Below are 25,113 nucleotides of genomic sequence, written 5' to 3'. Positions count from 1 at the left end.
CCCCCCCCCCCCCCCCCCCCCCCCCCCCCCCCCCCCCCCCCCCCCCCCCCCCCCCCCCCCCCCCCCCCCCCCCCCCCCCCCCCCCCCCGCGCCCGGACCCACGGTCCGACATTCACCACCCGGCAGACCCGGTCACTTTTCGACGAGCACCGGGCTGCTCCACCAGATTCGGGGATTCTCGCATGTCCGACACCTCCCGCGCACCCGAGCGCCACACGCTCGACGACGCCGCCACCGCGCTCCTGGCGGACAGCATCCGCCGGCTCGCCCCCGGGGTCGCCCGCATCCGCGCCCACCGCACCCCCAGTGGCCGGTACCTGGCCACCGCCCTCGACGACCGGGGCCGACCCGTCATCCTGCCCGCGCCCGACGCGATCACGCTGGGCCGCTGGCTGGGCACGCGCTTCCCCGCCGCCCGGTGGGACGTCCCGCACGTCTACGACATCGCCACGGGGCACCTGGTCGACGCCTCGATATCGAGGGGCTGCTGATGGCGCGTATCCGCACGATCAAGCCCGAGTTTTTCGAGAGCGACACGCTCGCGATGGTGTCCCTCTCCGCCGAGCGCACCTTCGCCGGCCTCTGGCCGCAGGCCGACGACTACGGCCGCTTCCGCGACAACCCTTCCCTCCTCCACGGCCGGATCTGGGCCGTGCGCGGCGATCAGCACTCCACCCAGGACGTCGCCGACGACCTGCGCCAGCTCGCCGCCGTCGGCGTGATCTGCCGCTACTTCGGATGCGACGGCAAGCCCTACCTGCACGTCACCAACTGGGCCGAGCACCAGAAGATCGACAAGCCCGGCGCCCCTCACTGGCCGTCCTGCCCGGTGCACCAGCCCACGCAGCGCTGCTCGCGATGCAAGGGCCCGTGCGCGCACCCGCACACCCTCGCCGAGGCTTCGCCGAGCCCTCGGCGAGCCCTCCCCGACCCCTCGCCCGCCCCTCGCGCGATCGCGCCGAGCCCTCGACCCGACGCCCCGACGACGGCCCCCCTGCCGGTCGAACCTTGCGCCCAACCCGGGCCGGTTCCTCACGCCCCGACCGCCGGATCCGGCGAACCCGCAGGTCAAGCCCCACTCGGGGGGCCCTCTCCGAACTCTCCCCCAGCACTCCACGAGGACTCCCCGAGGGCTCCCCGAGCCCTCCCGGAGCCCTCGGCGCCTGGACCTGGGACCTGGGACCTAGGACCTCCCTCCGGGGGGCGCACGGCGCCCGCACCACACACGGTCGCCCTCGCGGCGCAAGAACCCGCCGACCACCCGGCACGCGCCTCCGGCGACACCGTGAGCACCGGGGTCCTGCTCGGCGAGTACGTCTCCCGGTGTGCGCAACGCCCGCCGGAAGGCTTCCTGGGGCACTTGGGCAAGGAGATACGCACCCTCCTCGGCGAAGGCCACGACCCCCACACCCTTCGTACCGCTCTGGAGCGCCTGCGGGCCAAGGCGCTGAACCCGAGCACCTTGCCCAGCCTGGTCAACGAGGTCCTCAACCCGCCCACGGGCGACCCGGGCGGATACCGCCCCTGGACCGAGCCCACCGACGAATCCGGCTACTGGGAGGACATGTGACCGAGCCCCGCACCCCCGACCGGCATGTGCTGCGGATGCTGCGCATCCTCGCCGACCGGCGCATCGACACCGACGCCCCCGACACCGAGGTCGAGGACGCCCGCGCCGAGGCGATGCGCGCCGCAGCCCTGCGCATCCCCGACCTGTACGCCGCCGCCGAACCCGAACACCCCGACGTCCTCGCCTGGATCGACGAGGTCCTGGCCGCCACGACACCGGGCCCCTCCGGCATGCGCCGGATCACCACCGGGCCCACCCTGCACCTGGTCGGCCTCACCGGACGCGGCAAGACCCATCAGGCGTACGGGGCCATCCGCCGCCTCGTCGCCAGCGGATGCGGCATGGGCTGGACGGCCATCAACGCCGTAGAGATGCAGGCCCGCACCCGGGTCCGCGACGGCCACGACGCCGAGGGAGCGGTCCTGCGGCTGATGCGCAGCCCACTGCTCCTGCTCGACGACCTCGGCGCCGCCGCAAAGGTCACCCCGTGGAGCGACGACGTGATGTACCGCCTGATCACCCACCGGTACGAACGCCGGATGCCGACGGTCATCACCTCGAACCTCAAGCCGGCCGAACTCGGCCCGCAGCTGGGCGACCGCGTCGCCTCCCGACTCACCGAGATGACCGTCCGCGTCCTGATCAGCGGACCGGATCGCCGCCGCCTCAAGGCCGAACTTCGGCACAGCGCCTGAACGCCGCGCCCCGGCCGGGCGCCTACGACCCCACGACCGGCACAACCCCGTCGTCCGCGTCCGGGACGACCGGGGGAATGGAGCACACCCTCATGTCGATCACTGCGCAGCACCCCCACGCCCCGGTCTTCCGCAGCCTCGGTGACCACACCTGGCGGCAAGACGCCGCCTGCCGAGGCCACGAGGACCCCGACCTGTGGTACCCGGCTCCCGCCCAGACCGAGCGCATCGCCGCCGCACAGGCGATCTGCCGCTGGTGCCCCGTGCGCACCGACTGCCTCGACGCCTCCCTGGAGACCGGCGACTTCCACGGCGTCCAGGGCGGCCTCACCGAGGACGAACGCCGCAAGGCGCGCGCCCAGCGCACCCGGCGCCTCGACCCGGACCGCGTCGCCGCCACTCTGGCCGGCCAGCGCATCCACCTGACCGCGCACGAACGACGCGCCGTCGCCTACGAAGGGGACACCATCGGCATCTCCCGCGAACGCCTGGCCCTCCTGCTCGACGTCGACCCCTCGCGCCTGACCCGCCTGATCCGCGAGGGCCGCAACGCCGCCCGGGCGGCCATACCCCACAGCGAGGCCGCGTGACCACTCCCGCGATCCCAGCCCGCGTCACCACCTGGGACCGTGTCGCGATCGTCCTGCTCGGCAGCGTGGGCTTCGCCCTGAGCTACGACGCACTGCGGCAGATGGCCGTCGCGATCCACGTGCGCGGCCACCTCACCGCGCTGTTCCCCCTGCTGATCGACGGCTTCATCGGCTACGGCGTCCGAGCACTCCTGGTCCTGCGCGACGCGCCGCTGGCCGCCCGGGTCTACACGTGGGCGCTCTTCCTGTCCGCCACCGCCGCCAGCATCTGGGCCAACGCCCTGCACGCCGTCCGCCGCAACCAGCAGGGCGACCCCACCGGTGGCGAGGGCCTGCGGCTGGGCGACTCGACCGTCGGCGTCCTGTCCACCCTCGCACCACTCGCCCTGGCCGGCGCGGTCCACCTGTACATCCTCATCGCCCGCCGAGCCCACCCCACCGACCGGCCGGCGACCCTCGCGGACACCCGGACACCGACCCACCCCTCCCCGGGTCACCTGCCCGGGTCGACCCACCCGACCGGGACACCGCCGACCCCGGTCGCGGCAGGGGTCGGACCCACCCGGGTCGCCACCGTGCTCGCGGACACCACCGGGACAGTGGCCCACCCCTCCCGGACACCCTCCGCAGGACAGCCCACCGGCGGGCACCAACGCGACCGGGACAGCACCGACCCCGACACCGACCGAGGTCGTGACCTGCGCGGACAGCCCCGGGACACCCCCGGTCACACCGGCGCCGGTCACCCACCGACCGGCGGTGCGCCCACCCCGGACACCCGGCGACCCCGCCCGGTCACCGACCCGGCACCGCTCGACCCACACCACCTCGCGCTCGCACGGCAAGCGGTGTCCGAGGCCGGTCGGACAACCCGGTCGGTGGTCGCCGACGCCATCCGGGGACAGGGTCTCCCGCTGTCCAACGCGCGACTGACCGACCTGATGCGCGCGCTGAAATCCCCACCGGGAGAGGCAGCGGCGGCCGACCCCGGCTGACCGACCCCGGCATCCACGCGGCGGGTGTCCGCGCCGGACAACGCGTCCGGACACCCGCCGCGCCCTCGCCCGGCCCCGCCCCGCCCCGTCACCGAGACCGAAGGAACCGCATGACCGACGCCCCCACCACGCGCGACGAGATCGACGCCTGGCTGATCACCCTTCTGGCCTGCGACCGCCTGCACACCGCCGTCCGGGGCCCCGCCGGGACCTGGATCGTCGCGCGCACCCCCGACAGTGCGCCGCTCGTCCTCGACGGCGTCGAGCAGGCGCGCGGCTTCATCGCCGACGTGCAGTCGCAGGCCCGCCGCGAAGCGCGCCGGGAGGCGGCGTGAACGCCGCCCCGGATCGGACTAAAGGCCCTATTTCTGCAGGTCAAAACCTTACGGGCGTTGCCCGAGCAAGCTGTCCCTTTGGAAACTCCACGCCGGCCAATGGCCGACGAGGAGTTTCCAAAGGACCCGCCCCCGAGGGGGCGGGAGACGCCGCGCGCCGGGGGGCGGCCGGCGGGGAGCACGCGACCGAAGGCGGCCACGTGCGGGGGGAAGATCTCGACCCAGACGACGAGCCCGCCGACGAAGCCGAAGCCCGTTCACCGCTCGCACGTCGCCGTCTGCGCCAGAACGCGCACCGCGACCGCGTGCGCAGCGTCCGTCTGAGCCACGACGAACTCGCAGCCATCGAGTACGCCGCCGACCTGACCCGCATGACCGTCGCCGGATTCATCGCCACAGCAGCCGTCACCGTCGCCCGCGACGCCGACACCGCCCACGCCACCATCGCCGACCAGCGAGCCCTGGTCCAAGAGTTGATGACCGCAGGCGCGCAGATGGCGCGCGTCGCCAACAACGTCAACCAGATAGCGCGCGTCCTCAACTCCGGCGGCACCCCAACCGCGGTGACCGACACTCTCGCGGCCGTGCGCGCGGCCGTGGCCCGCCTCGAAGACGCGGCACTGGCCGTGGCCCGGCGGTGAGCGATGGTCCCCGACATCGGCAAGAAACCCGGCACGCGAACGCACGGACTGCTCGCCTACCTCTACGGCCCCGGAAAGCGCGACGAACACGACGACCCGCACATAGTCGCGTCCTGGCAGGACGGTCTCGCCCCCGACCCTGGCCGCGACCCCACCGCCACACTCGCCCAACTCACCGACCGGCTCGACCTCCCCGTGACGGCACTGGACACCACCCGGCGTCCCGATGCCCACGTGTGGCACTGCCCGGTACGCACCGCCCCCGGCGACCGCGTCCTGTCCGACGACGAGTGGGCCCAGGTCGCGCGCCGCATCATGCACGCCACCAACATCGCCCCCATCGGCGACGACCAGGCGTGCCGCTGGATCGCGGTGCGCCACGCGGACGACCACATCCACCTCGTCGCCACCCTCGTCCGTCAGGACGGACGCAGACCCCGACGCCACAACGAACGCATCAACGCCCAAGCCGAATGCCGCAAGATCGAAGCCGAATTCGGCCTGCGCATTCTCAACCCCGGCGACCGCACTGCAGCACCCCGACCCACCAGCGCCGAGCGGTTCAAAGCGGAACGACGCGGGCAGGAAGCAACCTCGCGTGAACTCCTGCGCGAAGCCGTGCGCCGAGCCGTGGCGGGCGCGGCCGACGAGGCCGAGTTCTTCGACCGGCTCACCGAGGCCGGCCTACGAGTGAACAAGTGGACCGCGACCTCGGGCGACGTCACCGGCTACAGCGTCGCGCTCCCCGGCGACCGCAACGCCGCAGGCCAACCCATCCGATTCGGCGGCGGGAAACTCGCCCCCGACCTCTCCCTGCCCCGCATCCGTGCCCGCCTCGGCGACGCCACGCCCACCGACCGACGACGCATCGCCCCACCCTCCCCGCGTCCTCGACCCGCTCAGGCCCGACGCGACGCGACCTTCGTCGTCGAGCGCACCCTCCTGATCCTGGCCCAAGACGACGACGGCGCCGCCGCTGCCCACCTGGAAGGCGTCGGAGCGCTCCTCGACGCCCTGTCCCAGACGTCCTCCGCAGACGTGCGCAACGAACTGCGAGAGGCAGCCGCGTATTTCGAGCGGGCGAGCCGCAGCCACGTCCGCGCCGCACGCGCCGACCGACAGGCCCTACGACGCATCGCCCGCGAACTCGTCCACGCCGGCACCACGACTGGACGCGGTGAAGACGGCGGGGCCACCGCGATGGTGCTCTGCACCCTGGTCGCGGTCGTCCTTGCCGCCGTGCGCTGGCACTCGGCCCGCGGGCACGCCCAACAGGCCGCAGCAGCCCGCGTCAGCGCCGAACACCTGCGCGCCGCATACCTGGCCGCCTCGGCACGCCCGATGCGCGCCATGCGCACCGCAGGCCGAGCCCTGCCCCCGGCCGTCCGCGAACACCACGCCGACACCCTGCGCACGGTCCTGCCGGAGGCGACCGCGCAACTCCTGGATGACTCCGGACGCGCCGCCCTGGCCGCCACCCTCGCCCAAGCCGAACACGCCGGCCACGACGCCCACACCCTCTTGGCCGCAGCCGTCGCGGAACGCGAACTCGGGTCCGCCGACGACGTCGCCGGTGTCCTCGTCTGGCGTCTTCGACGCCTGGGCAACCTGCCCACCACGCCGCGACGCCGAACCGGTGGACAACCGCGAACCATCTCCGTCGACCCCCGGCCGTCCGCCCCGATGGCCCCGAGCCAGGCGGCTGACACACGACGGCGTGAGCACCGCCGCTGATCCGTGTAAACGTCCCCTGCGGGGTGCTCCTCGACACTCTGGACTTCCTTCCGGAACGTGGTCCATGGTGATGTCCACCCGACCACCGAGGAGCACCTTGCACCCACCTGACCCCGACCCCTGGTCCGCGAACGCCGACTCGGCGTTCGGCGAGCAGCAGATCCCCAACCTGCACCCCATGCCGCAGGCGGACGCCTACGACCCCGCCGAGCTGGTCCACTGCACGGAACACCCCGACGAGCTGCGCGTGACCGGAATCCAGGTCCGCTGCCCCTCCTGCGACGCCCGCCGCGACTGGCTCGTGGTGCGCCAAGGCGCCACCGTGTGGATCCGCTGCCGCTGCGCACACCAATGGCTCGAACCCGACCTCGACATCGCCGACTTCGACGACATCACCCTCGGGCCCCCCGACCGCTTCTGGAACACGTACGACGAGGCCATCGTCAGCCTCGGCTACGACGGCACCTTCAAGGGCCTGTACCTCTAACCCGCCGACCCTGCCGGTCCATGGACGATGCCCCGTGCCGGCTCTACGCTGGAAGGCAGGGGTCGGGCCGATGATTTCGACTCGGCTCACCACCTCCGGCTGTGCCTTCGGCACACGGCGAGTGGTCATTAGGACAGAGGGACCTCCGACGCACCGGACGTGCGTCAGTGAGGCGGCGACGCCCCGTCGCCCGCGCAGGCCGGCACCACGGCCGGCAGCGCAAGGACCGTTTCGGCGGCCCGAGACGCGCGCGATCCGGGGCCCCGTTCCTCATGCCCACCGGAGGATCGCCATGGGCCGCAATGACCCCACCCCCATGACCGGTGACGCCGCCGACCGCATCGCGCGGGCGGCCGACCGAGACCCCGACAGCCCCACTGCTCAATCGGGATTCGCCGACCGCGCCCTTGAGGCCGCCGGCCGCAACGAGACCAAGCCGGAGGACGACGAGCAAGACTAGGTCCCGAGAAGAGGCGCCGCAGTCCCCGACCGGGTGCTCCCGGTCGGGGACTGCGGCGCCTCGTCCGTCCCGTGCACGGTCGTCCGGCCCGTGCCGGGGTCGGGAACGCGCGAAAGCCGCAGACGCCCGTTCCGGGTCTGCGGCTCTCGCGTGCTTCGTCGGATCATGGATCGGCCCCGGGCCACCCCCACGGATGTACCCGCAGGGGGAGGAACGTGGCGAGGGGGGACCTACGTCAGCCCAAGCGGGTCGACAGTCGTTGCAGGACAAGCCGCAGGCCGCGTCTCGGCCGCATGGTCCTGCCGGGCGGCACCGGCGTGAGGGCCGGGGCGAGGGCCAGGTCGAGGCGGTGGGAGAGGTCGGCGATCTCGGCCAGCAGCGCGGGGATGAAGGTACGGGCGCCGGCGAGGAGGGCGGCGTCGACCTCGGCGGCCGGCAGCTCGTCGGGGCCGAGGTGCAGACACACGGTGGTGGAGGCGACGATGCGACCGTGGGCGTCGATGATCCGCAAGGCGGCGTGGCGTTCGTCGTGATCGTCGTGCACCACGGTCCACGGGCCGTCGGCGGCGATGATCGTGAGGCTGCGGATGGCGTCGTACGCCTCGGCGGACACCGTTCGCAGGCGGGCGGGGAAGGGCAGTTCACGCGCGGAGTGCTGTGCGGGGGTGAGCGGTGTCGGTTTCAGGTGGTGTCCTTCCGAAGCGGTGAGGTCTCAGAGGGGGTTGGGGCGGTCGGGGTTGGCGAGAAGGGCTTCGACGAACCCGGCGACCACCTCGGAGGGGACGTCGCGACCGAAGGTCTGGGTCCATCCGGTCAGGTCGGCGGTGCCCTCCACGACGATGTGCCACAGCTCGCCCGGGGCGGCGTGGGGGTACTCGTCGAGGTAGCCGACGTAGACGCGGCCGTCGGGCGAGGCGCAGTGGTAGTCGGCGCGGTGGTCGACGACGATGCTCCAGCCGGCGGCGACGAGCTGGTCGAGTACGGGGAAAGGGGTTCCCGCGCCGAGCAGCCACGGCCCGCTCGGTTCGGTGTCGTCCTCGGGGGCGAACGTGGGACGCGCGCGGGTGGCGGGGCTCGGAATCAGGGTCAGGGTCACTACGGTTCCTCGTTCCGTGCGTGGCGAAGGACGCAGGTCAGGCAGGGCTGCGCGGTGCGCCCGGGCTCAGGTCCGGTCGGGGACGCGTCCGAGGAGGGAGAGGAACGCGTGGTACGCCTCGTCCCGTTCCCGGCGTTCGCGTCGGCACCTGGCGCAGTCGGCGCAGCGGCTGTTGAGGCAGACGTCGCACACGTGGTCGCTCTCGAACTCGTGGAGCACCAGGCCGACGAACTCGTACTCGGTGCGGTACCCGGAGCCCGCGCAGGCGCGGCAGGTGAGCTTGCAGGGGTAGGCGGCTTGAGGCATGAACGTCCCTTCGAGGCGGTGATGGCTGGGGTGGCCGGCCGCGTGGCGGCGGTGGAGGGCCTTGGCACGACGCGGAAGCGGTCGTGCGGGCGGTCGCGGCGATGGCGGCGCTCTACGGGGTCGCCAAGGGATTGTTCGCGGCTGATTCCGATACGGGAAACCGTCGCTGATCTGGGGTTTCGCCGGGAGGTTGTTCCCGGGTCCCTACGTTGACATCCCTTGCGGATGGGTCTCCACTCGTTGGCGTCTGCCGTGGGCGAACTTGCCGTGGCGCCGGGCGCGGGGGTGGAAAAGGGTCGAGCCCCGCTCGGCGAATCGCCGTGCGGGGCTCGGGAGTTGGTGGCCTGGCGGATGTGGTGCGGCGTCAACGCGTGCGTCGTGTGGGGGCCGAGATCGGGTCGCGGTCGGTGCGCGGCCTGTCCGGGTCGTGCGGCGTGATGGGGGCGCGGGCCGCGGTGCTGCGACGGGTCACGGCGCGCGCCTGCGCAGGTGAGGGTGTCGTGTTCGCGTGGAGGTGTGCGTGGATCTGTTCGCCGGCGGGGGTGAGACGGATCTCGTGTCCGGCACGTAGGGGCCTGTCGGTGGGTTCGACCAGGCCGCTTGCGCGCAGGATGCGGTACGTGGGGGCGGTGAGGCGGACGTTGGGCGGGTTGTCGATGCCCGCGGTGCCTTCGCGGACGACAACGCCGCCGTGGGCGACGGCGGCGAGGGCGCGGGCCTGTGCGGGATTCAGTGCGGATGCGCGGGCGCGGATGCGCGCCGGGGAGTCGATCGCGGCCCGTTGGCGTTCGTGTTCCGCGCGCCGCAGTGGCAGGTGGAAGGCGAGGGGGACGGGCGAGTCGACCAGGTAGCGAGCGGCGAGGGCGCGGGCGAACTCGACCTCGGCGGTGGCCGACGGCTCGCCGGGAACGGGTTCGGTGTGGGTGTGTCCGGCGGTGACCAGGCGCTGGCCCAGGTCGACGCCTGGGGTGATGGCCACGTATCGGGTGTCGTCGCGGTGCGTGATCCTGATGTCGATGACCGGTCGGCCGTGCCGGACGGCGGGGTTGCGGGGTTCCGCGAGCGCGGCGAACTGCCGAACCTTCGTGTCGGTGGGAAGGGCGGCGAGCCGGTCGAGAGGGATGTGAGCGCCGTGGCGACCGTCTGCGGTGGAGCAGGCCGCGAGGATCCCGTTGAAGCCGTGGTTCGCGAAGCGGGCGATGTGCACGCGGTCGCCGGGCTGGAGGTGTCGGCCGTCGAAGAGCACCCGGTCGCCGTGTCTGCCGGGCAGTATCACGGCGTCCCGTCCGCCGAAATGATGTGTCAGGCAGGCGTCGAGCGAGATCATCCTGCGTCCGTTGGGTGCGACGTAGTGCAGGTCGGTGTAGTCGGTGTCGTATCCCCGGAGCGGGAACAAGAGCCCTCCCGTGGCGAAGACAAACAGATGCCGGTCAGCGTCGGCGCGAAGGCGTGCCGGGCGAGGTGGCGCCAGGGGCGGGCGGCTTCGGATCTGCGGTCCCCCTCGCGCTCTGGGTGGTCGCCGGCGCGTCGGAGCGTGCTTTTGCAGCCGCGGCTCGGCGTGCCTGCGGGTGCTGCTCGGGCCGTGCCGGCAAGAGTGAACCGAGGTCTTGATAGGCGCCGATCAGTTCGTCGAGGTGTTCCCTCGCGTCGTAGATGCGGGCAGCCAGGATGTCGATCTTCAGGGCGCGGGACTGCAGAACCCCGGTGGAATTGATCATGGCGGGCTTGTGTGCCGCGACCCGTTCGAGGTCACGAGCCGCCCAGAGTGCGGTGGTCCGGAAGTCCGCGTGCAGGTCGTCGAGATGCCGCACGGCGTCGATCAGGAGGCCGGACAGGATGTAGTGGGGACTGCCTTCGGGGAAGTTGCGGCGCAAGTCTCGGGGAGGGGCGCCGAGTTTGGTGACGACCTGTCGGGATCCGGGGTCGGCGATGGGGTCGGCGGCGGGTGTGTCTTCGGGGCTCGGAATGGGAGGGCTCCGTTCGGTGGTCCGCGGCCTTCCCGGGAGCCGTGTCGGTGTCCGGGGGCAGGTCGCGCGGGCTCGGGAGGCGCAGAGGGGCGTCGGTCTCGGCTGCTCGCAAGCGCGCTGTCGCCGGTGACGGTGGGTGGTGGGGCGGCGAGGTGGGCCTGCGTCGCCATCCGCTGTTGGGCTCAAGTCGATGGCGAGCCTGGGCCGTCGGCCGGCGCCGGGTGTGGCGGCAATCGGGCCTACCTGCGCGGCCCCTTGATCGAGTTCGCGGGCGAGACCGCGTCGGCGCGGGGCGTGGACGTGGGTGAAGCGGGAGCGCCGGTATGGGTCCGCAGGTGCGCGGGGCGGTGTTCGGCAGGAGTGTCCGTGACGCGGTCCCGATAGACGAGCGGGAAGGCAACCAGGCGGCCGAGCGCGTTGCCGATCTCGTTGCGTCGCACGGTCAGGGTGTGCATGCGGGTCGCATTGTCGGCGATGTACAGGGCGTGGTCGTCGGTGAAGTAGCCGTCCTTCCCCAGCCGCTGGACCAGGTCGGTGCGCGCGGCGGCGATACGGGTCTCGGTCTCCTCCAGCTCGCAGTACCACTCGACGATGGTGGCGACGACCGGGTCGGTGGGTGTTGTCCGGTGGTATTCGGCGATCAGGTCGGTGGCGGGGCGTCCCAGGCTCTTGACCAGGAGGTGGTCGATGCTGTCGAGGGTGGGGCGATCCATACGGTTCCTTCTTCGATGGTCAGTGGTGCGCGGTGAGTCCGGGCGCGGCCTGGGTGGTCCGGTGGGGAATGGCCGCGGTCGGGGCTGTGCCGGCCGGAGTGCGCGGTGTCGCGGCCGTGGTGCGGGTTTGGGCGGCGTGAACGACCCCCGGCGTCGGGAGCCACTCGGCGGGCATCACTCGCAGGAACGTCCGGTTCTGGGAGGGAAGTTGGCAGACTCTGCGGGGGACCGGTCGCGGGTCGGTCAGCTCCGTGGTGACGGCGGCGATCAGGTGGGTGGGGATGGCTCCCGCGAAGGTGGCCCGCCACGTGGGCCCCCAGTCGGGGTGACCGCCGCGCAACTCCCAATGGCACCGGCGGTCCCGAGTCGTCCAGGTGTCGTCGGGGAGGTGGCCCTGGTGGGTGAGCCGGGCAAGGTTGTCGTCCGCGGTGATGACGCGGGGGCCGTTGCCCAGCAGACCGAGACGGTCGTTGACGGCGGGTGTCCACCCGGCCGCCAGCAACGGGCCGTAGGCGATGCCCGGCAGCGTGGGCCCGGTGATGAAACGGTCGCTGCCGGAGGCGACGTCTCGGGCGAGCGCTTCGGTGAACGCGATCACGATCTCGTCCGGGACCTGCGGCTGGAACTCCGCCTGCCAGATGAGGTCGCCCAATGGTCGAGCGGAGGCGGCGATCTGCCAGGTGAAGTCCCGCCCGTGTTGCGGTCGATGCGCGAGCTGGACGCGACGGCAGGGACTGGCCAGATACTCGCCTCCGAACTCGTCGCCCGCCCGGATCCAGCCGTGACGCGCGGCCAAGGGCTCGATCGCCTGGAACTGCTCGTCCGTACCGGCGAGGTATCGCGGCGCGACCATCAGCTTCCGGTTGGGTGTCTCTTCGAGCCAGTCCGCAATGTCGTGGAAATACATGAGGCTCCTGTCGCGGATTCGCTGGGGTGAAGGGCGCCGGTCAGCGACTGCGCGGGGTGGGTGCCGGTTGTGCCCGGCGGGTGATTCCCGCGCGTTCCGGCAACTGTGCGAGGCCGGTCGTCCCCATGAACGGTGCACGCTGCGCGCTCAGGACATAGCCGGCCAGAACATCGAAGCGCGTTTGCTCGCCTCTCATGGCCTTGCAAGCGGTGAGCACGAGGGCGCTCTGGAGCACATGGGGAAGGCTGTCGATGTCCTCGACGATCCGAGCGTCGGGCATGGCGGTGAGCGGTGGCGGGATGGCGCCGCCGATGGCCACCACCCGCCGCACCACCTCGATCTCGATGGCGGCGGCGTACGTGTCGTCGATTTGGTGGGCCATGCAGACGTTCGCGCCGACTCTTGCGACGGCCGTCGAGAAGTTGTCGCCGTTGGCCACGTCTTCGTGCACGCAATCCATGGCGGCCAGCACCGCGACTCGCAGCGAGGAGGGCAGACCGGCGAGATCGGTGAGCCAGATCGTTCGGGGGTGTTCGGGGGGCATCGCGACTCCGAAGGCGGTGAGGGGTTGGTGTCCCGCTCGGCGACGCAGCGGTCTTGGCGGCGTGATCGGCGGGTGGCAGTGTCGGACGGGTGTGAGCGGGAGACCTGGGTGGCAGGCGGGAAGGCGCCTCGTGGTCGGCGGGATCGGCGAGGCACATCGAGAGGACTCAACGGCGGGTGTGTGTCGAGGGGTTGTGCGCGTTGTGCCGTGGGGTGAGGGCTGCAGAGGCGGTCGTGAGGCCGCTGGGCCCGCGGGGTGCGTCGGCCAGGGCCGGGGACACGACTGCCGCTGCGGTGGGCACCCAGTGGGAGGGGCGGACCTTGATCAGGTGCAGGGCGTCGTTCGGCAGCCATCGGGCCTCGCGCAGTACCGGCGTCGGATCGGTGAGGGCCTCGGTCATGGCTGTGATCACGAACTGGGGCGTCAGGGCGGTCAAGCGCCCGGCCCAGACGACTTCGTCGTCGCCCGCGCACACGTGCCACGTCCAGTCGCTCTGGCGCGGGCCCCGGGACGTCCGGGTGTGGGCGAGCGCTACCAGGCCGTCCGGGGCGGTCGCGGTCAACGCGAGATGCTCGTCGGTGGCCAGGCGCCAATCCGCCCGGTTGAGAGCGTCGGTGAAGGCGACGCCCGCTGATCGCGGCTCGTGTCGGGTACCCGCTATTTCCCGCGCCACGGCGTCGACGACGGCGCCGACGAGTTCCTGCGGGGTCTCGTGCCCGAACAGGGCCCGCCACGCGCGCCTCGTGCCGATGTCGACGTGGATCTTCCACTCCCAGTCCTCCTCGTCGGGACGAGGACGGAAGGTGACGTCGACCCGCTCGCAAGGGCTGGTCGCCCGGTTGCCGGAGTGGCCACCGAACGAGCACGTCCAGCCGCGCTCGTCGAGATCGCGGAAGATCGCGTCGGTGTGGTCGCCTGTTCCCGCCAGGTAGCGGGGGGAGATCCACGCCTCGCACTCGACGTGTTCCTCCAACACCATCGAAATGTCGGCGTATTCGTACACGGGAAGCTCCTTGCCGTGAATCGGTCCGAGCCGGGCGAACTCTCGCGTGCCTGCTCGCGTCGGGGTGGTGGAGACGCCAGTCGCGGGGGCTGTTCGGCTCGCGGGTCGAACGAGCGCGGCAAGGGGGTGTCCGCGTGTGGTCAGCGCGATCGTCGGCTCGCGAGGGCGGCCGGGGTGTTCGCCGTGCCCGCGACGGTGGGCGCGGTCGATGCGGGGTGTGCGGTGCCGCCGGTCGTGCGTGCTCGGGCCGCCTGGGCGCGCGGATCCAGCGCGGGTCGATCGAGGAGGACGGGCGTGGCATTCAAATGGACGAGGTTGCGTTTGCGCAGGTGATGTCGGTTGCGCACGACCGGTGTGGGATCGGCGAGCGCCCCGGTGAACGCGGCAATCAACTGTGGTGGTGTGCCGGCGGTGAACGTGGCGTAGTCGACGACGCGTCCGGTGCCCACGCTCAGCTCCCATGCCTTCGTTCCGCCGGACATCTCCCCGGCGTAGGACAGGGGTTCACGTGTGCAGACGAGGCGGGCCTGGCCGTCGGGTGCGGTGAACGTGCCGTGTCCCGGGCCGACTGCGTCCTCCCAACCGGCCTGCACCAGCGGATACCAACCGGGGGTGGCACCCAGCGGGGGCCACAGGAAGTCGTCTCGGCCGGCTGTGAGGTCGGCGGCCAACGTTGTGGTCAGGGCGGCGACGGCCTCGAAGGGGATGTCCTGGTCGGCAACGAACTTCCACTGCGGTAGGTGCATCGGCAGCGACGAGGCGGTGATGTGCCAGGTGCCGATGTCCTCGCCCTCGGGCGTCCACGCCACTCGCACGCGTCGGCACGGGGAGTCGAGGTATGCATTGCCGATGTCGTCGTGGTGCACGGAGAATCCCGCGTCGTGCAGTGGCCGGAGCGCGATGTCCGGTTCCATGCCGCCACCGGCCAGGTGGCGCGGGGCGACGAACAGTTCGGCCAAGTCGTCGGCCGCGGTGAGCGCGTCCAGCTCTTCGGGAGTCACCGGTACGTCACCTCAGGGGTGGTCGCGCGCCGGCGCGACGTGGTGCGCGCCGAGGGTGGCCCGAGGAGGGTTCCGGCGTCGGGCAAGGCGTGGGCAAAGGGTGGGCAAGGGTCGGCGGTTGGGTGCAAACGCCGCGTTTCGGGGGCCGGCCGGGTGCGGCCGGTAGGCGGATCGTGGCGTTCCCGCGCAGTCGTGGCGCGGGTTCGGTTCGGGGGCAAGGGTTCTCCGATGGGGCGCTTGGGTGCCGACCGGGAGGGGCGGGGCTGCGGCGTGGTCAGCGGCGGACGACTGCCGGGCGGGCGGCGGCCACGGTCGGCGAGGTGGGGACGGGGCCGTCCGGGTGGGAGAAGACGACGGCGGGAATCGGCTGTCGCGTCCGGGCCAGGGCCGGAAGCGGTGCCCGGGACGCGGTGTCGCCGGGAATGTGGCCGGCCCATCGGGCGAGGGAGTCGGCGATGCCCACGAGTTCGTGGCCGCTGTCGGTGAGGGTGTAGAGCGCGTGGCTTCGGGCGTGGGAGCGGATGACGACTCGCGACGTCAGGAGCTGGGTCACGGCGAAGTGGACGGCGGTGGCCGAGAGCCCGTCGGGCAGGACGGTGTCGATCTCGCCGATCGTGCGGTGTCGCCCGTCACGAAGGAGGTTGAGGATGGGCGCGGCGTGCGGTGGCCGCAACACGCGAACGGCCTTTTCCTCGTACTCGGCTGCGGCGGTGGGCTCGGGTTCGGGCAGGTTCGCTCGGCCCCACGCGGCGAGCGCGCGCTGGACGGGTTCCACGTTCGCGCCGCGCCCGGTGAGGGCGTAGGTGCCGCGTCGGGCGTTGATCACCGGCGCGATCAGGGCCTTCTTGGGTTGGGCCATCGCGCTCATGCGCAGGGACATCGTGGGCTGGCTGATCCACGGCATGGCCTTTGCGATCTGCCCGGAGGTGCGCGGGCCGCCGCGGAGCATGTGCAGGGTCCACATCGTCCAGCGCGGTGACAGCCGGTCGACGGCCACGCGGGTGCGGGCGACGAGATCGGTTCCGGCGCGGGGCGGGGCGGTGGTGGTGGCCATGGGAACTCTCCTGGACGTCGGGGCGCTGGGGGCGGTCATGCGGCGGCGCAGTGTTCGCGCACACGGGGCAGGGACAGGTCGCGGGCGAGGGTGCGACCGGAGAATCGGATGGGTTGGCCCTGGGCGTTGGTGTCCTCGGGGAAGGCGAGGGCATAGCCCTGCACGTCGCCGTCGGGGGCGATGCGCCGATGGACGAGGACACCCGCCGCGGTGAGTCGCGCGAAGTACTCGTCCTCGTCGGCGGCACCGTCCAGCGCCGCGCGGGCGGCGGCGCACAGCCGCTCCCGGGTGGTGGTGTCACGGCCGTGCCGGCGGGCTTTGTGCAGTTCCGCTGCGGTGGGCATCGATCCGGGCGGGCGGGTTTCGCCGTCGAGGCGACGCAGGCCCAGTTCCTGTTCGAGCGCCCTGCACTGCCGCTGAGCGCGAAGGGCGTCCCGCCAGCATTTCGCGCGTCGGCCGTCCAGGCGCACGGTGGTGGCGACGATGTGGATGTGGTCGTCGGCGTGGCGGACGGCAATCCAGCGGCAGGCGCGATCGTCGCCGTCGGGCCCCACGCCCGTGGCCGCGACCAGGCGCCGCGCGATATGGGCCCAGGTGGTGTCGTCCAGGTGCCGGTCCTGCGGGGCGGCGCGCAGCGAACAGTGCCACACGTGGTTCGGCGGCCTGGTGCCTCGTTCGTGGGCGGTCATCGTCACGTACGCGTCCAGGTGTCTGGCCAGCGCGGCAGGGGACGTGTCGGGGTCGCGGCCGGGGTCGGGGGCGACGGCGGGGTTCCACGCGGTGACCAGGTGCGCGTCGGTGTGCTCGTCGACGCGGCCGGGGCCGTAGAGATACTTCAGGAGTGCGCGGGTGTCGTTGCCCGTCGACAGGCGGGCGATCACGCGGCGTGCCGCTCGACCAGGCGATCGGCCAGGGCGACCGTCTCGCGTGCTGCGCGCACCACCGCGAGCGACCGGCTCGTGGTGGCCTGGGGATCCCCGTCGCGCTCGGCGGTATCCGCGAGCACCTCGCAGGCGGCGCGGATGTCCGCGACTTTGCGCACGACCGGGTCCAGGTCTAGCACCAACACTCGGGCGGGATGGTCGTCGGCGAACGCGAGGGGTGTGCCGGCCAGCGCCATCGCCAGTCCGGCCTCCGCAACGAAGGCGGCGACCCCCAGTCGGTGGGCGTCGGCGGCCACGCGGATGGTTTCGTAGGCGGTCGGCGTCATCTTCACGGACACCCCGCGGCTGCGGGTCTCGCCGACCAGGCGCCGGCGACGTGGGGCTGTGGGGGTCGTAGGAGTCGCGGTCGGTTCGGTCATGGAGCGCTCCCTGGAGGTGGTCATCGACCGGCAGAACGCCAGGTCGGGGTGGGGCAGGCGTCGGTGTGCACCGGTGCGGGCAAGGTGGCGGGCGCGCCGGCTTCGACCCGGTGCTTGGAGGCCGGCGACCGGGTGAACCGTTCTCGCGGCGCAGCAGCCTGCCTCGAAGGCGTCGGCTGCGGGACCGGAACCGATCGGCGGTAGGCGGTCACCAGCCGGGCAAGGTGGTTGCGGTGTTGCAGGACGCACACCGCGAGGCCCTGGACCTCCTTGGCCGCTTCGTTCAGCCGGTGCGGCGCGAGGATGTCGCCCGCCGCGACGAGCGCCAGCAGTTCCGCGCTCTTGCGGGCCTCGCCGCGCAGTGCCTCGTGCACGGAGTCGAGTTCCCACACGGCGGAGGTGACGAGTTGGGCGAGCATCGCCTCCGGGCTGTCGGGACGGTGCCGGCTCGGGAGGTCGGTGTAGGTCTCGCCGGGGCCCAAGAGGTCGGCGACCATCGCCTCCCCCAGAGGTCGCGCGCTCTCGTCGGGGGCTTGGGCGGCGGGTGGTGTCGGCATGCGCAACGGAGCCCTTTCTCGGGGAACGGCGGAACGTGTCAGCGGCGCCGGGCGGCGGAACGGGCCGGAGTCGCCGCCGTGGGGGCCCCGAAGCTGGGGCCGGGTGTGGGTGGCAGCGTGAGGGTCGAGCGTGAACGGGCTGCCGTCACAGTCGCGGTCGGCGAAGTCGCTTGCTCGCCGACGCCACGGCCCAGGCGTCGTGCGGCGGTCTCGTAGACGGCGTAGTCCGCGCGGCGTCCGACCGCGATCAGGACGATGTCGCGCTCGACGGGCGAGTTCCACGCGGTCGGTGTGTCGCGGTAGACCAGCCGCCAGTCCTGGTGGGCGTCCACGTAGAGCTTGCGGCAGTCGGAGAGGTCCCGTTCGGGGCGCGCATCCAGCGGAATCCCGCCGAGGCGTCCCTGCATCACCTCGTGCAGCAGCAGCAACGCGTCCCGGCGTACCGGGCGAGGCAGGCGTTCGAGGTCCTCGATCGCCTCGCGGTGGGCGGTGAACCCGTAGCGGACGAACTCCCCCGGGCTCACCGCGACCTCGCCGGACTCGACGAGGTGGTAGTCGACGACGCGTGGGCCGGGCTTGCGACCGTGGGCGCGGTCGGGGCGAGCGCCTGCGAGTGCGAGCGGGCCGCCGCCACGGAGTCCTGATCGTGCGCGGGGGTCGTGTCGCGGGGGGCGTGGTCTTCGGCCCACAGTCTCGCGGCATCCAGCGTGGCGAACCGCGCCTCGCGGACCGCGTAGGTGTCGAGGCCGTTCCGGTATTCGACGTGCGCCACGAAAGCGCGCCCCGGGTCCGTGGCCGCCACGTCCTCGAAGACCACGCGCGAGGCTTCGCCCATGTGGTCCACCGACGAGTACACGCGGTGATAGCGCGCGAACTCGCGTCGGATTCGCTCTTCGATCGCACGGGTGAGGTCGTCGCCCGGCACGAGGAACTCGGATGTGCGCTTCAGGGCAGCGTGGGCGGCGCCCCGGGTGACCAACCACCCCTCTGCGGAGGCGAAGGTGGGGAAGGTGGCCCAGTCGACGGTGTAGGTCATGCTCGTGCGATTGCGTTCCAGGTGCACCGCGACCAGGTCGTCGCCGCAGGCGGTGCCCCACGGCGCGGCCTCGTCGTACAGGACGAGCCACTCGTGACCGTCGTGGTCGGAGCCGCACCGGCCGACGAGGAGCCAGTCGCCGGACAGGCTCTGCAGATCCTCGTGCTCGTCGTCGGTGGTGGGCGGCGCCGGTTGCCAATCGGGGTACAGGTCGAACTCGTACATGGCTCTCCCGGGATCAGGCGGCGGCGGAAAGCTCGGCGACGAGCCGCGCCGCAGGGGCGACGACGTCTCGGGGGACGGCCGGTGGCGGCGGGGGCAGCAGTCGGTGGTTGGGCCGGTCCGGGTGCGTCATGCACGCGGCGAACGGCCCGTCCGGGGCTCGCATCTGGGCGAGAATGGGCCACAGGAAATCCCGGTGCCATACGGCCGGGCCCGCCAAGCCGCCGGTCTCGGCGTCCGTGTGCTGCTGGAACGCCAGCCACAGGCTGTGGAATACCACCAACGCCTCGCTGTGCTCGGCCCAGCGGGTGCACCAGGGCCGGGCCGTGGAGACCTCGCGCCCGTATGTGGTGCGCATCAAGTCCTCGATCCAGGGAGTCATCGCCTCCACTTCGGCGGCCTGTTGCGGCTCGTCGAACGCGAGAAGGTAGAGCGAGCGTCGGGGCTCGTCCTCCGCGGGGGGAGCGGCGCCCGCGGGCGCTGTGTCGGCGATGCGGGTCGCCTCGATGCCTTCGGCCAGGCGGTCGATGAGATCGCGTTGGTCGGCCGAGCGTGCCTCCAGCATGGCCACGTGCGCGAGCAGGTCCTCGCGGTCGAACGCGTCGAAACGGCCGGGCACGAGGTCCGGCGGGGAGGTGTCGGGAGTGACGTCGGACATGAACTCCTCGTCCTGTGGGGGAATTCGCGGTCACCCGCGAGGGATGGCCGGGCCGAGCGGCGCACGGCCGATCGGCCCGGCGGTGGTGGTGGTCAGGCGGCGAGTTCGTACTGGGCGGCTTCGGCCAGTCGCGCCTCGGCGACGTCCGCGTACTCCGCCGAGTACTCGACGCCGATGAACCGTCGGCCTTCCATCAGGGCCGCGACGCCGGTCGTGCCCGACCCCGCGAACGGATCCAGCACGACACCTCCCGGCGGGCACAACGTGACCAGCTCACGCATCACCGACAACGGCTTCTGCGTGATGTGCAGGCGGTCCTTACGCGGCTGCGACGCGGTGTAGAGCCCGGGCAGGTATACGGGATTGCGGGCGGCGTCGACTGCGCCCTTGCTGCCCCACACGATGAACTCGCAGGACTGCTTGATCCGGCCCTTCTGCGGCCGGCTCGCGGGCTTGTGCCAGGCGGCGACGCCGCGCCATGTCCACCCGGCCATCTGCATCGCGTCCGTGAGCGACGGGAGCTGCCTCCAGTCGATGAACACGATCGCGGTGCCCGTGGGGACCGTGACCCGATACGACTCGCGCAGGATCTCCGTCATCCACCTGGTGAAGCTGCGCTGGTCCTTGTTCTCGTCGCCGAAATCCGGGAGACCATCCTTTTCGGACGTGTATTTCGATCGGGCGCTGCGCGTGGTCCTCTCCGTACTCGTGCGCCCTCCACTGTTGTATGGAGGGTCGGTGACGAGTGCGTCCACGCTCTCGTCGGGGAGCCCCGAAAGGACGTTCAAGGCGTCCCCTCGGTGCAAGGTATAGGGCATAGGGCATTCGGTCCTTTGCGAGGGGAAAAGGCCCGATTCGAAGCCACTCGTCGAACGCGAGCGCTCCGCCGGGATCCGGAGACTAGACCCGACCGACGACCGCGCAAAATCACCGATCCTTCACCGTGCTCGGGGTATCTGTGCAGGTGGAACCGCACGTGTAGCCCAGGTAATACCTCCCCCACCCGGTCGGGCGGCAACGGGAGGCCGCCTATTTTGCGCGGTCGCCGTCCGGGTCTAATCTCCGGTCATGCCCCGCAGGACAGGCGGAGGAATCCGGCCCTGCGGTCTGTGGAGAACATTGGCGGCCACCCATCCCGGTTGCGCAATTGCCGGGATTCGGATTCGACTCGCCAACGCACGAGCACCGATATCTCCCATACCGGCGACCCGAACCGGGGAGCCGTCACAAACGCCTCAGCGAATCGAGCCCGCATGAACATCCACGCAATACCCGATCGTCGATACCAAGGACCGCTTTCCGGTCCGGCGGGATCGGCTCCTCAAGGCCCGGCGTGAAGAAGGCGCCCCTGCTGATCGCCGCGATCGGCCTGTCGCCTCTGATGCTGATCGCGCCGATCGTGATCGCCTTGTCGGGCAGCGCGTCCGCCCAGTGCACGACCGGGCAGGGAAGCGCGAGCGACGTGGCGTCGGTCACCCAGCTCGTGCAGCAGATCCTCGGCGGCCAGACCGGCAACATCAACGTGCCCGGCCTGCACGATCCCGCCAAGCAGGTCCCCAACGCCATGACCATCGTCGCGACCGGCGTCGCCCTGAAGGTCCCGCCTCGCGGGCAGATCGCCGCGCTCGCGACGGCGATGCAGGAGAGCCGGCTCATCAACGTTCCGTACGGGGACCTCGACAGCGTCGGCCTGTTCCAGCAGAGGGCCTCGATGGGCTGGGGCACCGTGGCCCAGATCATGGATCCGATCTACGCCTCGACCAAGTTCTACACGGCTCTCAAGGCCGTCAAGGGCTGGGAGCAGATGACCATCGGTCAGGCGTCACAGGCCGTGCAGATCTCGAATCACCCCACCCTGTACGACCAGTGGGTACCGCTCGCCACCGCACTGCAACAGGCGATCACGACCGTGCTGCCGGCCGGTCAGTCGTCCCCGACTGCCCCGGCCGCACCGATCACCGGCCCCGGCACCCTGCCGCCCGGGCTCGGCACGGTCACCCCGGGCACCGAGCCCGACCCGGGGCTGACCGCGCCGCCGGTCACCAAGGCCGCCGGCGCCGGTCTCGCCGGATGCCGCACCACCGGCGCAGGCGACGACGGTGCGGACGGGTCGGGTTTCGGGGAGATCCCCGCCGGGGCCCTGCCCGAGGGATACCAGATCCCCACCGACGCGCCCCGCGCCGTCCAGACCGCGATCCGGTGGGCGCTGGGCCAGCTCGGCACCCCCTACCAATGGGGCGGAACCTGCGCCGATGCGCGTGGCCCGGATCCGATGGGCCGCTGCGACTGCAGCAGCTTGATGCAGCGCGCCTACGCCTCCGCCGGGGTTCCGCTCACCCGCACCACGTACACCCAGGTCACCGAGGGGGTTCCGGTCGCGCTTGCCGAACTCAGGCCCGGCGACCTGGTGTTCACTCGGGGATCGGCTGCCGTGCCCGAGCACGTGGGCATGGTGATCGGCACGGGACTGATCGTCAACGCACCGAAAACGGGCGACGTGGTTCGCATCGCGACCCTCGCCTCCTGGCGGTCCCAGATCCTGGCCGCCCGTCGCGTTACCGGCTGACTCCGACCGAACGACCGATCCCGCGCCCCCGTCTCACGGCCGCGCCCTTCCCGTACCCGTTTTTCGCACCCACGCCAGGAGTTCGAGTGACGCTGCCCAAAATCCCCCAGGACCTCGCCTACGATCCCGGCGTCACACCCAAGGAAGGCGGGTTGCCGGGTCTGAGCGTCCTGCGGGACGTCGTCAATTCGATCAACATGTTCGGGCTGATCGCCATCGTCGCAGCCCTCGCGGTGGCCGGTGTGGTGTGGGCGTGGGGCTCGCATTCCGGCAACCACCAGGCGGAGAGCGGCGGCAAGAAGGGCGTCTTGATCTGCGCCGCCGCCGCGCTGTTGCTCGGAGGCGCGAACGGGATCGTCAGCTTCTTCAGCACGCTCGGAACGCAGATCAAGTGATGAGCGCCCACAAGCCCAAGATCGGGCCCGTCCCCAGCGACATGCGCTACCGCATCACCCTCGGCGTCCTCGCCCTGACGCTGTTGATGATCCTCACGGCCATCCTGGCCTACAGCCTGCGCACCGACGACAAACCCCACACGGGCCCACGCAACCACGTCGACGGCCCGGCGCCCACTGAGAACAAGCCCAGCCCCGCCACCACCGGCTCGGCTCCGGGCGCACCACCACGCACGAGCGATCCCGTCGCCTACGCGCGGGCGTTCGCCCAACAGTTGTGGTCGTACGACTCCCGCACCACTGCCCAGCACGATCACCTGGCGGCCCTGCAGAGCTGGCTCACCCGCGAACGACGTTACGCGGACCCGGAGTCGATCGCCGCCCACGTGCCCGACCCGCTGCTGTGGTCGCGCATGCGCGACGGCGGACAGTACGCGACCGCCACCGTCGCCGAAGGCCACATCCCCGCCTCGTTCACCTCGGCGCTGCAAGCCGACCCGGGGCGCATCACCGAGGCGTACGCCTACGTCGTCACCGTGTCCGGCAAGCAGCAGATCTCCTGGAACGGCTCGGGCGCCGGGGCGGAATCGCGCGCGGTGAGCCTTGCCGTTCAGTGCCGCCCCGACCAGGACTGCACGTTGATCGGCATCGCCCCCAACGTGGCCCCGTGACCCCACGACCGAGAAGTAGGGAGGTACCGACATGGGGGTCTGCAACGTTCCCCTCGTCGACAAGGTCTGCGATGCCGTCGGTGGCGTGGTCAGTTCCACCGGTGTGGCCATCACCGACGGGATCGGCGCGTGGATCGCCAAGTCGATGGGCGAGATGGCCTCAAGCGCGGCGGATCTGGCGGTCCGCGCGGTCGACTCCACCACGATGGTCGATCTGAACGCCGGATGGTTTCGCGACAACTATCAGACGCTGCTGCCGATCGGGCTGGTCATGATCGTCGCGAGCCTCAGCATGCAACTCGTGCGGGCCGCGATCCGACGCGACGAGAACGCCCTGGGCCAGGCGATCAGCGGAACCGTCGTCGGCATCGCGTTCATGTTCGGCGCCATTTCGGTGACCACCGTCGCCCTGACCGTGGTCGACGCGCTGTCCGCCGGGCTGTTCGCGGCGGCGGACACCAGCATCGAGGCGTCGTTCCGGCGCATCATCCAGGTCAGTTCGTTCGGGAAGATCTATCCGTTGGGCTGGGCCGTTGCCGCGCTCGTGGCCCTGGGCTGCTCCATCGGCGCCTTTCTGTACTGGGCCACGATGGTGTTCCGGAAGGTCGCCATCCTCATCCTCGTCACGCTGGCCGTGTTCGCCGGATCGGGCGGCGGATGGGAAGGCGCGAAGAGATGGCGGCGAGGGTGGATCGAAGCCACCACCGCCCTGGTCGTCTCGAAACTGCTCATGACCGTGGTGTTCGTGCTGGGCGTCTCCGCGCTCGGAAAGAGCGATCCCCAGGATGGGCTCACCGCCCTCAGCGACGTCATGGCCGGGATCGTCATCCTCGTCCTGGTTTTGCTCTGTCCGATGGTCACGTACAAGTTCGTGCACTGGGCCGGCGAGAACGGCGCCTCCGACCTCCACGGCTCCGCAAAGGCCGGACTATCCACCGCGAAGGCCGGCGCGAAGAAGGCCGCCGGCATGGCGACGGGCAAGGGCGGCTCAGGAGGCGGAGCCCCCGAGGGTCCGCCGAAGTTCCCGGGCATGGGCAAGAACGGCGTCCAGAGCGGCATCGACCCCAGCGGCGGATCGGGCGGCGGTTCACCGTCCTCCGGCAGGCAGGGCGCGCCCACCTCGTTCAAGTTCGGTGCGCCGACCGGGGGCACCGGGGATCGAGGAACTCCGCTCGTCAGACGGCCCCAAAGCGACGGGGATCAAGGCCAGGCCCTGATCCGCAACGCCGGGGACGCGCCCCACACGGCGAAGCCGCCCGAGCAGGCAGCCTCGGGTGCCGCTTCACCCGCGGGATCCGGCGGCACGAGCGGACAGGCGAGTCCCGCCGTCACGGCGCCACCGGCCGCCGGCGGAGCGACCCCCACTCCCCGAGGGCCCACGGTGGCCGGACCGGCGCCCCGGAACGGGGCGACGGGAGCGGGTCCGTCTCCGCAGGGATCGGCGACGCCGACCCGGTTCGTCTTCCCCGCGAAACCGCCGACCGGCTGAGCAGGCCGCTCCGAGGCTCGGGGGGGGGGGGGGGGGGGGGGGGGGGGGGGGGGGGGGGGGGGGGGCGGCGCGCCCCCCCCCCCCCCCCCGCCGTAACCCACACCCCCACACCCCACCT

Annotated in this window: 32 protein-coding genes; 14 read left to right on the top strand and 18 right to left on the bottom strand. The window is 71.8% G+C overall.

Translation table 11 applies throughout. The features are described 5' to 3' along the window. Nucleotides 1–182: 182 nt before the first annotated feature. The 10 genes from ACZ4FV_RS46130 (at nucleotide 183) to ACZ4FV_RS46085 (ending at nucleotide 7,507) form a co-directional block, all read left to right on the top strand. Nucleotides 183–491: a hypothetical protein gene (locus ACZ4FV_RS46130; RefSeq protein WP_465326972.1), complete on the top strand. Its 309-nt coding sequence runs from the start codon at nucleotides 183–185 to the stop codon at nucleotides 489–491. Continuing rightward, on the top strand, nucleotides 491–1,570 hold the full coding sequence (locus ACZ4FV_RS46125; protein ID WP_465326970.1) for a hypothetical protein: 1,080 nt from the start codon (nucleotides 491–493) through the stop codon (nucleotides 1,568–1,570). The genes ACZ4FV_RS46130 and ACZ4FV_RS46125 overlap by 1 nt, the downstream gene beginning before the upstream one ends. After that, the gene (locus tag ACZ4FV_RS46120; RefSeq protein ID WP_465326969.1) at nucleotides 1,567–2,265 is read left to right on the top strand and encodes an ATP-binding protein; all 699 of its coding nucleotides are present in this window, start codon (nucleotides 1,567–1,569) and stop codon (nucleotides 2,263–2,265) included. Before ACZ4FV_RS46125 ends, ACZ4FV_RS46120 begins: the two co-directional genes overlap by 4 nt. Nucleotides 2,266–2,357: 92 nt before the next feature. Further along, nucleotides 2,358–2,855, top strand: coding sequence for a WhiB family transcriptional regulator (locus ACZ4FV_RS46115; protein WP_465326967.1), 498 nt, complete (start codon nucleotides 2,358–2,360; stop codon nucleotides 2,853–2,855). Continuing rightward, complete coding sequence (locus ACZ4FV_RS46110; protein ID WP_465326965.1) at nucleotides 2,852–3,850, top strand: DUF2637 domain-containing protein; 999 nt, start codon at nucleotides 2,852–2,854, stop codon at nucleotides 3,848–3,850. Before ACZ4FV_RS46115 ends, ACZ4FV_RS46110 begins: the two co-directional genes overlap by 4 nt. Nucleotides 3,851–3,960: 110 nt before the next feature. Further along, the gene (locus tag ACZ4FV_RS46105) at nucleotides 3,961–4,185 is read left to right on the top strand and encodes a hypothetical protein (RefSeq protein WP_465326963.1); all 225 of its coding nucleotides are present in this window, start codon (nucleotides 3,961–3,963) and stop codon (nucleotides 4,183–4,185) included. A gap of 305 nt (nucleotides 4,186–4,490) precedes the next feature. Next, nucleotides 4,491–4,826 (top strand): plasmid mobilization relaxosome protein MobC, encoded by a 336-nt coding sequence (mobC, locus tag ACZ4FV_RS46100; protein WP_465326961.1) that lies wholly within the window; start codon nucleotides 4,491–4,493, stop codon nucleotides 4,824–4,826. Between the two features lie 3 nt (nucleotides 4,827–4,829). Further along, a complete protein-coding gene (locus tag ACZ4FV_RS46095) occupies nucleotides 4,830–6,560 on the top strand; it encodes a relaxase/mobilization nuclease domain-containing protein (protein ID WP_465326960.1) in 1,731 nt (576 codons plus the stop codon). Between the two features lie 97 nt (nucleotides 6,561–6,657). Next, nucleotides 6,658–7,047 carry a hypothetical protein gene (locus tag ACZ4FV_RS46090; RefSeq protein ID WP_465326958.1) on the top strand — a complete coding sequence of 130 codons (390 nt, stop codon included), beginning with the start codon at nucleotides 6,658–6,660 and terminating at the stop codon, nucleotides 7,045–7,047. A 292-nt stretch (nucleotides 7,048–7,339) separates the two neighbouring features. After that, a complete protein-coding gene (locus ACZ4FV_RS46085) occupies nucleotides 7,340–7,507 on the top strand; it encodes a hypothetical protein (RefSeq protein WP_465326956.1) in 168 nt (55 codons plus the stop codon). 235 nt (nucleotides 7,508–7,742) lie between these two features. Here the strand turns inward: ACZ4FV_RS46085 and ACZ4FV_RS46080 are convergent, their stop codons facing one another. The 18 genes from ACZ4FV_RS46080 to ACZ4FV_RS45995 form a co-directional block, all read right to left on the bottom strand. Further along, on the bottom strand, nucleotides 7,743–8,120 hold the full coding sequence (locus tag ACZ4FV_RS46080; protein WP_465326954.1) for a hypothetical protein: 378 nt from the start codon (nucleotides 8,118–8,120) through the stop codon (nucleotides 7,743–7,745). A 99-nt stretch (nucleotides 8,121–8,219) separates the two neighbouring features. After that, on the bottom strand, nucleotides 8,220–8,603 hold the full coding sequence (locus ACZ4FV_RS46075) for an SPDY domain-containing protein (protein WP_465326952.1): 384 nt from the start codon (nucleotides 8,601–8,603) through the stop codon (nucleotides 8,220–8,222). A 66-nt stretch (nucleotides 8,604–8,669) separates the two neighbouring features. Beyond that, complete coding sequence (locus ACZ4FV_RS46070) at nucleotides 8,670–8,909, bottom strand: hypothetical protein (RefSeq protein WP_465326950.1); 240 nt, start codon at nucleotides 8,907–8,909, stop codon at nucleotides 8,670–8,672. A 364-nt stretch (nucleotides 8,910–9,273) separates the two neighbouring features. Further along, nucleotides 9,274–10,305 (bottom strand): hypothetical protein, encoded by a 1,032-nt coding sequence (locus ACZ4FV_RS46065; protein ID WP_465326948.1) that lies wholly within the window; start codon nucleotides 10,303–10,305, stop codon nucleotides 9,274–9,276. Between the two features lie 34 nt (nucleotides 10,306–10,339). Continuing rightward, entirely contained in the window at nucleotides 10,340–10,783 is a 444-nt protein-coding gene (locus ACZ4FV_RS46060; RefSeq protein ID WP_465326946.1) for a hypothetical protein, read from the bottom strand. Between the two features lie 332 nt (nucleotides 10,784–11,115). After that, complete coding sequence (locus tag ACZ4FV_RS46055; RefSeq protein WP_465326943.1) at nucleotides 11,116–11,589, bottom strand: hypothetical protein; 474 nt, start codon at nucleotides 11,587–11,589, stop codon at nucleotides 11,116–11,118. A gap of 19 nt (nucleotides 11,590–11,608) precedes the next feature. Beyond that, nucleotides 11,609–12,496, bottom strand: coding sequence for an SPDY domain-containing protein (locus ACZ4FV_RS46050; protein WP_465326941.1), 888 nt, complete (start codon nucleotides 12,494–12,496; stop codon nucleotides 11,609–11,611). A gap of 40 nt (nucleotides 12,497–12,536) precedes the next feature. After that, a complete protein-coding gene (locus ACZ4FV_RS46045) occupies nucleotides 12,537–12,968 on the bottom strand; it encodes a hypothetical protein (protein WP_465326938.1) in 432 nt (143 codons plus the stop codon). 238 nt (nucleotides 12,969–13,206) lie between these two features. Then, complete coding sequence (locus ACZ4FV_RS46040) at nucleotides 13,207–14,043, bottom strand: SPDY domain-containing protein (protein ID WP_465326936.1); 837 nt, start codon at nucleotides 14,041–14,043, stop codon at nucleotides 13,207–13,209. Between the two features lie 140 nt (nucleotides 14,044–14,183). Continuing rightward, complete coding sequence (locus ACZ4FV_RS46035) at nucleotides 14,184–15,044, bottom strand: SPDY domain-containing protein (RefSeq protein ID WP_465326934.1); 861 nt, start codon at nucleotides 15,042–15,044, stop codon at nucleotides 14,184–14,186. 274 nt (nucleotides 15,045–15,318) lie between these two features. Then, nucleotides 15,319–16,098 (bottom strand): winged helix-turn-helix transcriptional regulator, encoded by a 780-nt coding sequence (locus tag ACZ4FV_RS46030; RefSeq protein ID WP_465326932.1) that lies wholly within the window; start codon nucleotides 16,096–16,098, stop codon nucleotides 15,319–15,321. Nucleotides 16,099–16,133: 35 nt separating this feature from the next. Continuing rightward, the gene (locus tag ACZ4FV_RS46025) at nucleotides 16,134–16,979 is read right to left on the bottom strand and encodes a relaxase/mobilization nuclease domain-containing protein (RefSeq protein ID WP_465326930.1); all 846 of its coding nucleotides are present in this window, start codon (nucleotides 16,977–16,979) and stop codon (nucleotides 16,134–16,136) included. Then, nucleotides 16,976–17,401 (bottom strand): hypothetical protein, encoded by a 426-nt coding sequence (locus ACZ4FV_RS46020; RefSeq protein WP_465326928.1) that lies wholly within the window; start codon nucleotides 17,399–17,401, stop codon nucleotides 16,976–16,978. Before ACZ4FV_RS46020 ends, ACZ4FV_RS46025 begins: the two co-directional genes overlap by 4 nt. A gap of 20 nt (nucleotides 17,402–17,421) precedes the next feature. After that, nucleotides 17,422–17,958, bottom strand: coding sequence for a hypothetical protein (locus ACZ4FV_RS46015; RefSeq protein WP_465326926.1), 537 nt, complete (start codon nucleotides 17,956–17,958; stop codon nucleotides 17,422–17,424). Nucleotides 17,959–17,996: 38 nt separating this feature from the next. Then, nucleotides 17,997–18,482: a hypothetical protein gene (locus tag ACZ4FV_RS46010; protein ID WP_465326925.1), complete on the bottom strand. Its 486-nt coding sequence runs from the start codon at nucleotides 18,480–18,482 to the stop codon at nucleotides 17,997–17,999. Continuing rightward, nucleotides 18,479–19,219 (bottom strand): hypothetical protein, encoded by a 741-nt coding sequence (locus ACZ4FV_RS46005; protein WP_465326922.1) that lies wholly within the window; start codon nucleotides 19,217–19,219, stop codon nucleotides 18,479–18,481. The genes ACZ4FV_RS46010 and ACZ4FV_RS46005 overlap by 4 nt, the downstream gene beginning before the upstream one ends. Before the next feature lie 13 nt (nucleotides 19,220–19,232). After that, the gene (locus ACZ4FV_RS46000; RefSeq protein ID WP_465326920.1) at nucleotides 19,233–19,874 is read right to left on the bottom strand and encodes a DUF4913 domain-containing protein; all 642 of its coding nucleotides are present in this window, start codon (nucleotides 19,872–19,874) and stop codon (nucleotides 19,233–19,235) included. A gap of 92 nt (nucleotides 19,875–19,966) precedes the next feature. Further along, nucleotides 19,967–20,692, bottom strand: coding sequence for a DNA-methyltransferase (locus ACZ4FV_RS45995; protein WP_465326919.1), 726 nt, complete (start codon nucleotides 20,690–20,692; stop codon nucleotides 19,967–19,969). A 515-nt stretch (nucleotides 20,693–21,207) separates the two neighbouring features. Here ACZ4FV_RS45995 and ACZ4FV_RS45990 point away from each other — a divergent pair. The 4 genes from ACZ4FV_RS45990 (at nucleotide 21,208) to ACZ4FV_RS45975 (ending at nucleotide 24,995) form a co-directional block, all read left to right on the top strand. After that, nucleotides 21,208–22,440 (top strand): C40 family peptidase, encoded by a 1,233-nt coding sequence (locus ACZ4FV_RS45990; RefSeq protein WP_465326917.1) that lies wholly within the window; start codon nucleotides 21,208–21,210, stop codon nucleotides 22,438–22,440. 86 nt (nucleotides 22,441–22,526) lie between these two features. Further along, nucleotides 22,527–22,835, top strand: a complete 309-nt coding sequence (locus ACZ4FV_RS45985; RefSeq protein ID WP_465326916.1) for a DUF6112 family protein — start codon at nucleotides 22,527–22,529, stop codon at nucleotides 22,833–22,835. Next, the gene (locus ACZ4FV_RS45980) at nucleotides 22,835–23,506 is read left to right on the top strand and encodes a hypothetical protein (RefSeq protein ID WP_465326914.1); all 672 of its coding nucleotides are present in this window, start codon (nucleotides 22,835–22,837) and stop codon (nucleotides 23,504–23,506) included. Before ACZ4FV_RS45985 ends, ACZ4FV_RS45980 begins: the two co-directional genes overlap by 1 nt. A 31-nt stretch (nucleotides 23,507–23,537) precedes the next feature. Continuing rightward, nucleotides 23,538–24,995 (top strand): SCO6881 family protein, encoded by a 1,458-nt coding sequence (locus tag ACZ4FV_RS45975; RefSeq protein ID WP_465326912.1) that lies wholly within the window; start codon nucleotides 23,538–23,540, stop codon nucleotides 24,993–24,995. The last annotated feature ends 118 nt before the right edge of the window (nucleotides 24,996–25,113 follow it).

It is taken from the genome of Embleya sp. NPDC025285 (assembly GCF_055558835.1).
This window is presented reverse-complemented; position numbering and strand designations above follow the sequence as displayed.

Excerpts from the sequence above, each read along its gene's own strand:
- ACZ4FV_RS46070 (WP_465326950.1), bottom strand. The coding sequence starts at position 8,909 with ATGCCTCAAGCCGCCTACCCCTGCAAGCTCACCTGCCGCGCCTGCGCG.
- ACZ4FV_RS46125 (WP_465326970.1), top strand. The coding sequence starts at position 491 with ATGGCGCGTATCCGCACGATCAAGCCCGAGTTTTTCGAGAGCGACACG.
- ACZ4FV_RS46020 (WP_465326928.1), bottom strand. The coding sequence starts at position 17,401 with ATGACCGAACCGACCGCGACTCCTACGACCCCCACAGCCCCACGTCGC.
- ACZ4FV_RS46130 (WP_465326972.1), top strand. The coding sequence starts at position 183 with ATGTCCGACACCTCCCGCGCACCCGAGCGCCACACGCTCGACGACGCC.
- ACZ4FV_RS46015 (WP_465326926.1), bottom strand. The coding sequence starts at position 17,958 with ATGCCGACACCACCCGCCGCCCAAGCCCCCGACGAGAGCGCGCGACCT.
- ACZ4FV_RS46105 (WP_465326963.1), top strand. The coding sequence starts at position 3,961 with ATGACCGACGCCCCCACCACGCGCGACGAGATCGACGCCTGGCTGATC.
- ACZ4FV_RS46095 (WP_465326960.1), top strand. The coding sequence starts at position 4,830 with ATGGTCCCCGACATCGGCAAGAAACCCGGCACGCGAACGCACGGACTG.
- ACZ4FV_RS46115 (WP_465326967.1), top strand. The coding sequence starts at position 2,358 with ATGTCGATCACTGCGCAGCACCCCCACGCCCCGGTCTTCCGCAGCCTC.
- ACZ4FV_RS46030 (WP_465326932.1), bottom strand. The coding sequence starts at position 16,098 with ATGGCCACCACCACCGCCCCGCCCCGCGCCGGAACCGATCTCGTCGCC.
- ACZ4FV_RS46055 (WP_465326943.1), bottom strand. The coding sequence starts at position 11,589 with ATGGATCGCCCCACCCTCGACAGCATCGACCACCTCCTGGTCAAGAGC.
- ACZ4FV_RS46050 (WP_465326941.1), bottom strand. The coding sequence starts at position 12,496 with ATGTATTTCCACGACATTGCGGACTGGCTCGAAGAGACACCCAACCGG.
- ACZ4FV_RS46005 (WP_465326922.1), bottom strand. The coding sequence starts at position 19,219 with ATGTACGAGTTCGACCTGTACCCCGATTGGCAACCGGCGCCGCCCACC.
- ACZ4FV_RS46085 (WP_465326956.1), top strand. The coding sequence starts at position 7,340 with ATGGGCCGCAATGACCCCACCCCCATGACCGGTGACGCCGCCGACCGC.
- ACZ4FV_RS46000 (WP_465326920.1), bottom strand. The coding sequence starts at position 19,874 with ATGTCCGACGTCACTCCCGACACCTCCCCGCCGGACCTCGTGCCCGGC.
- ACZ4FV_RS45975 (WP_465326912.1), top strand. The coding sequence starts at position 23,538 with ATGGGGGTCTGCAACGTTCCCCTCGTCGACAAGGTCTGCGATGCCGTC.
- ACZ4FV_RS45995 (WP_465326919.1), bottom strand. The coding sequence starts at position 20,692 with ATGCCCTATACCTTGCACCGAGGGGACGCCTTGAACGTCCTTTCGGGG.
- ACZ4FV_RS45980 (WP_465326914.1), top strand. The coding sequence starts at position 22,835 with ATGAGCGCCCACAAGCCCAAGATCGGGCCCGTCCCCAGCGACATGCGC.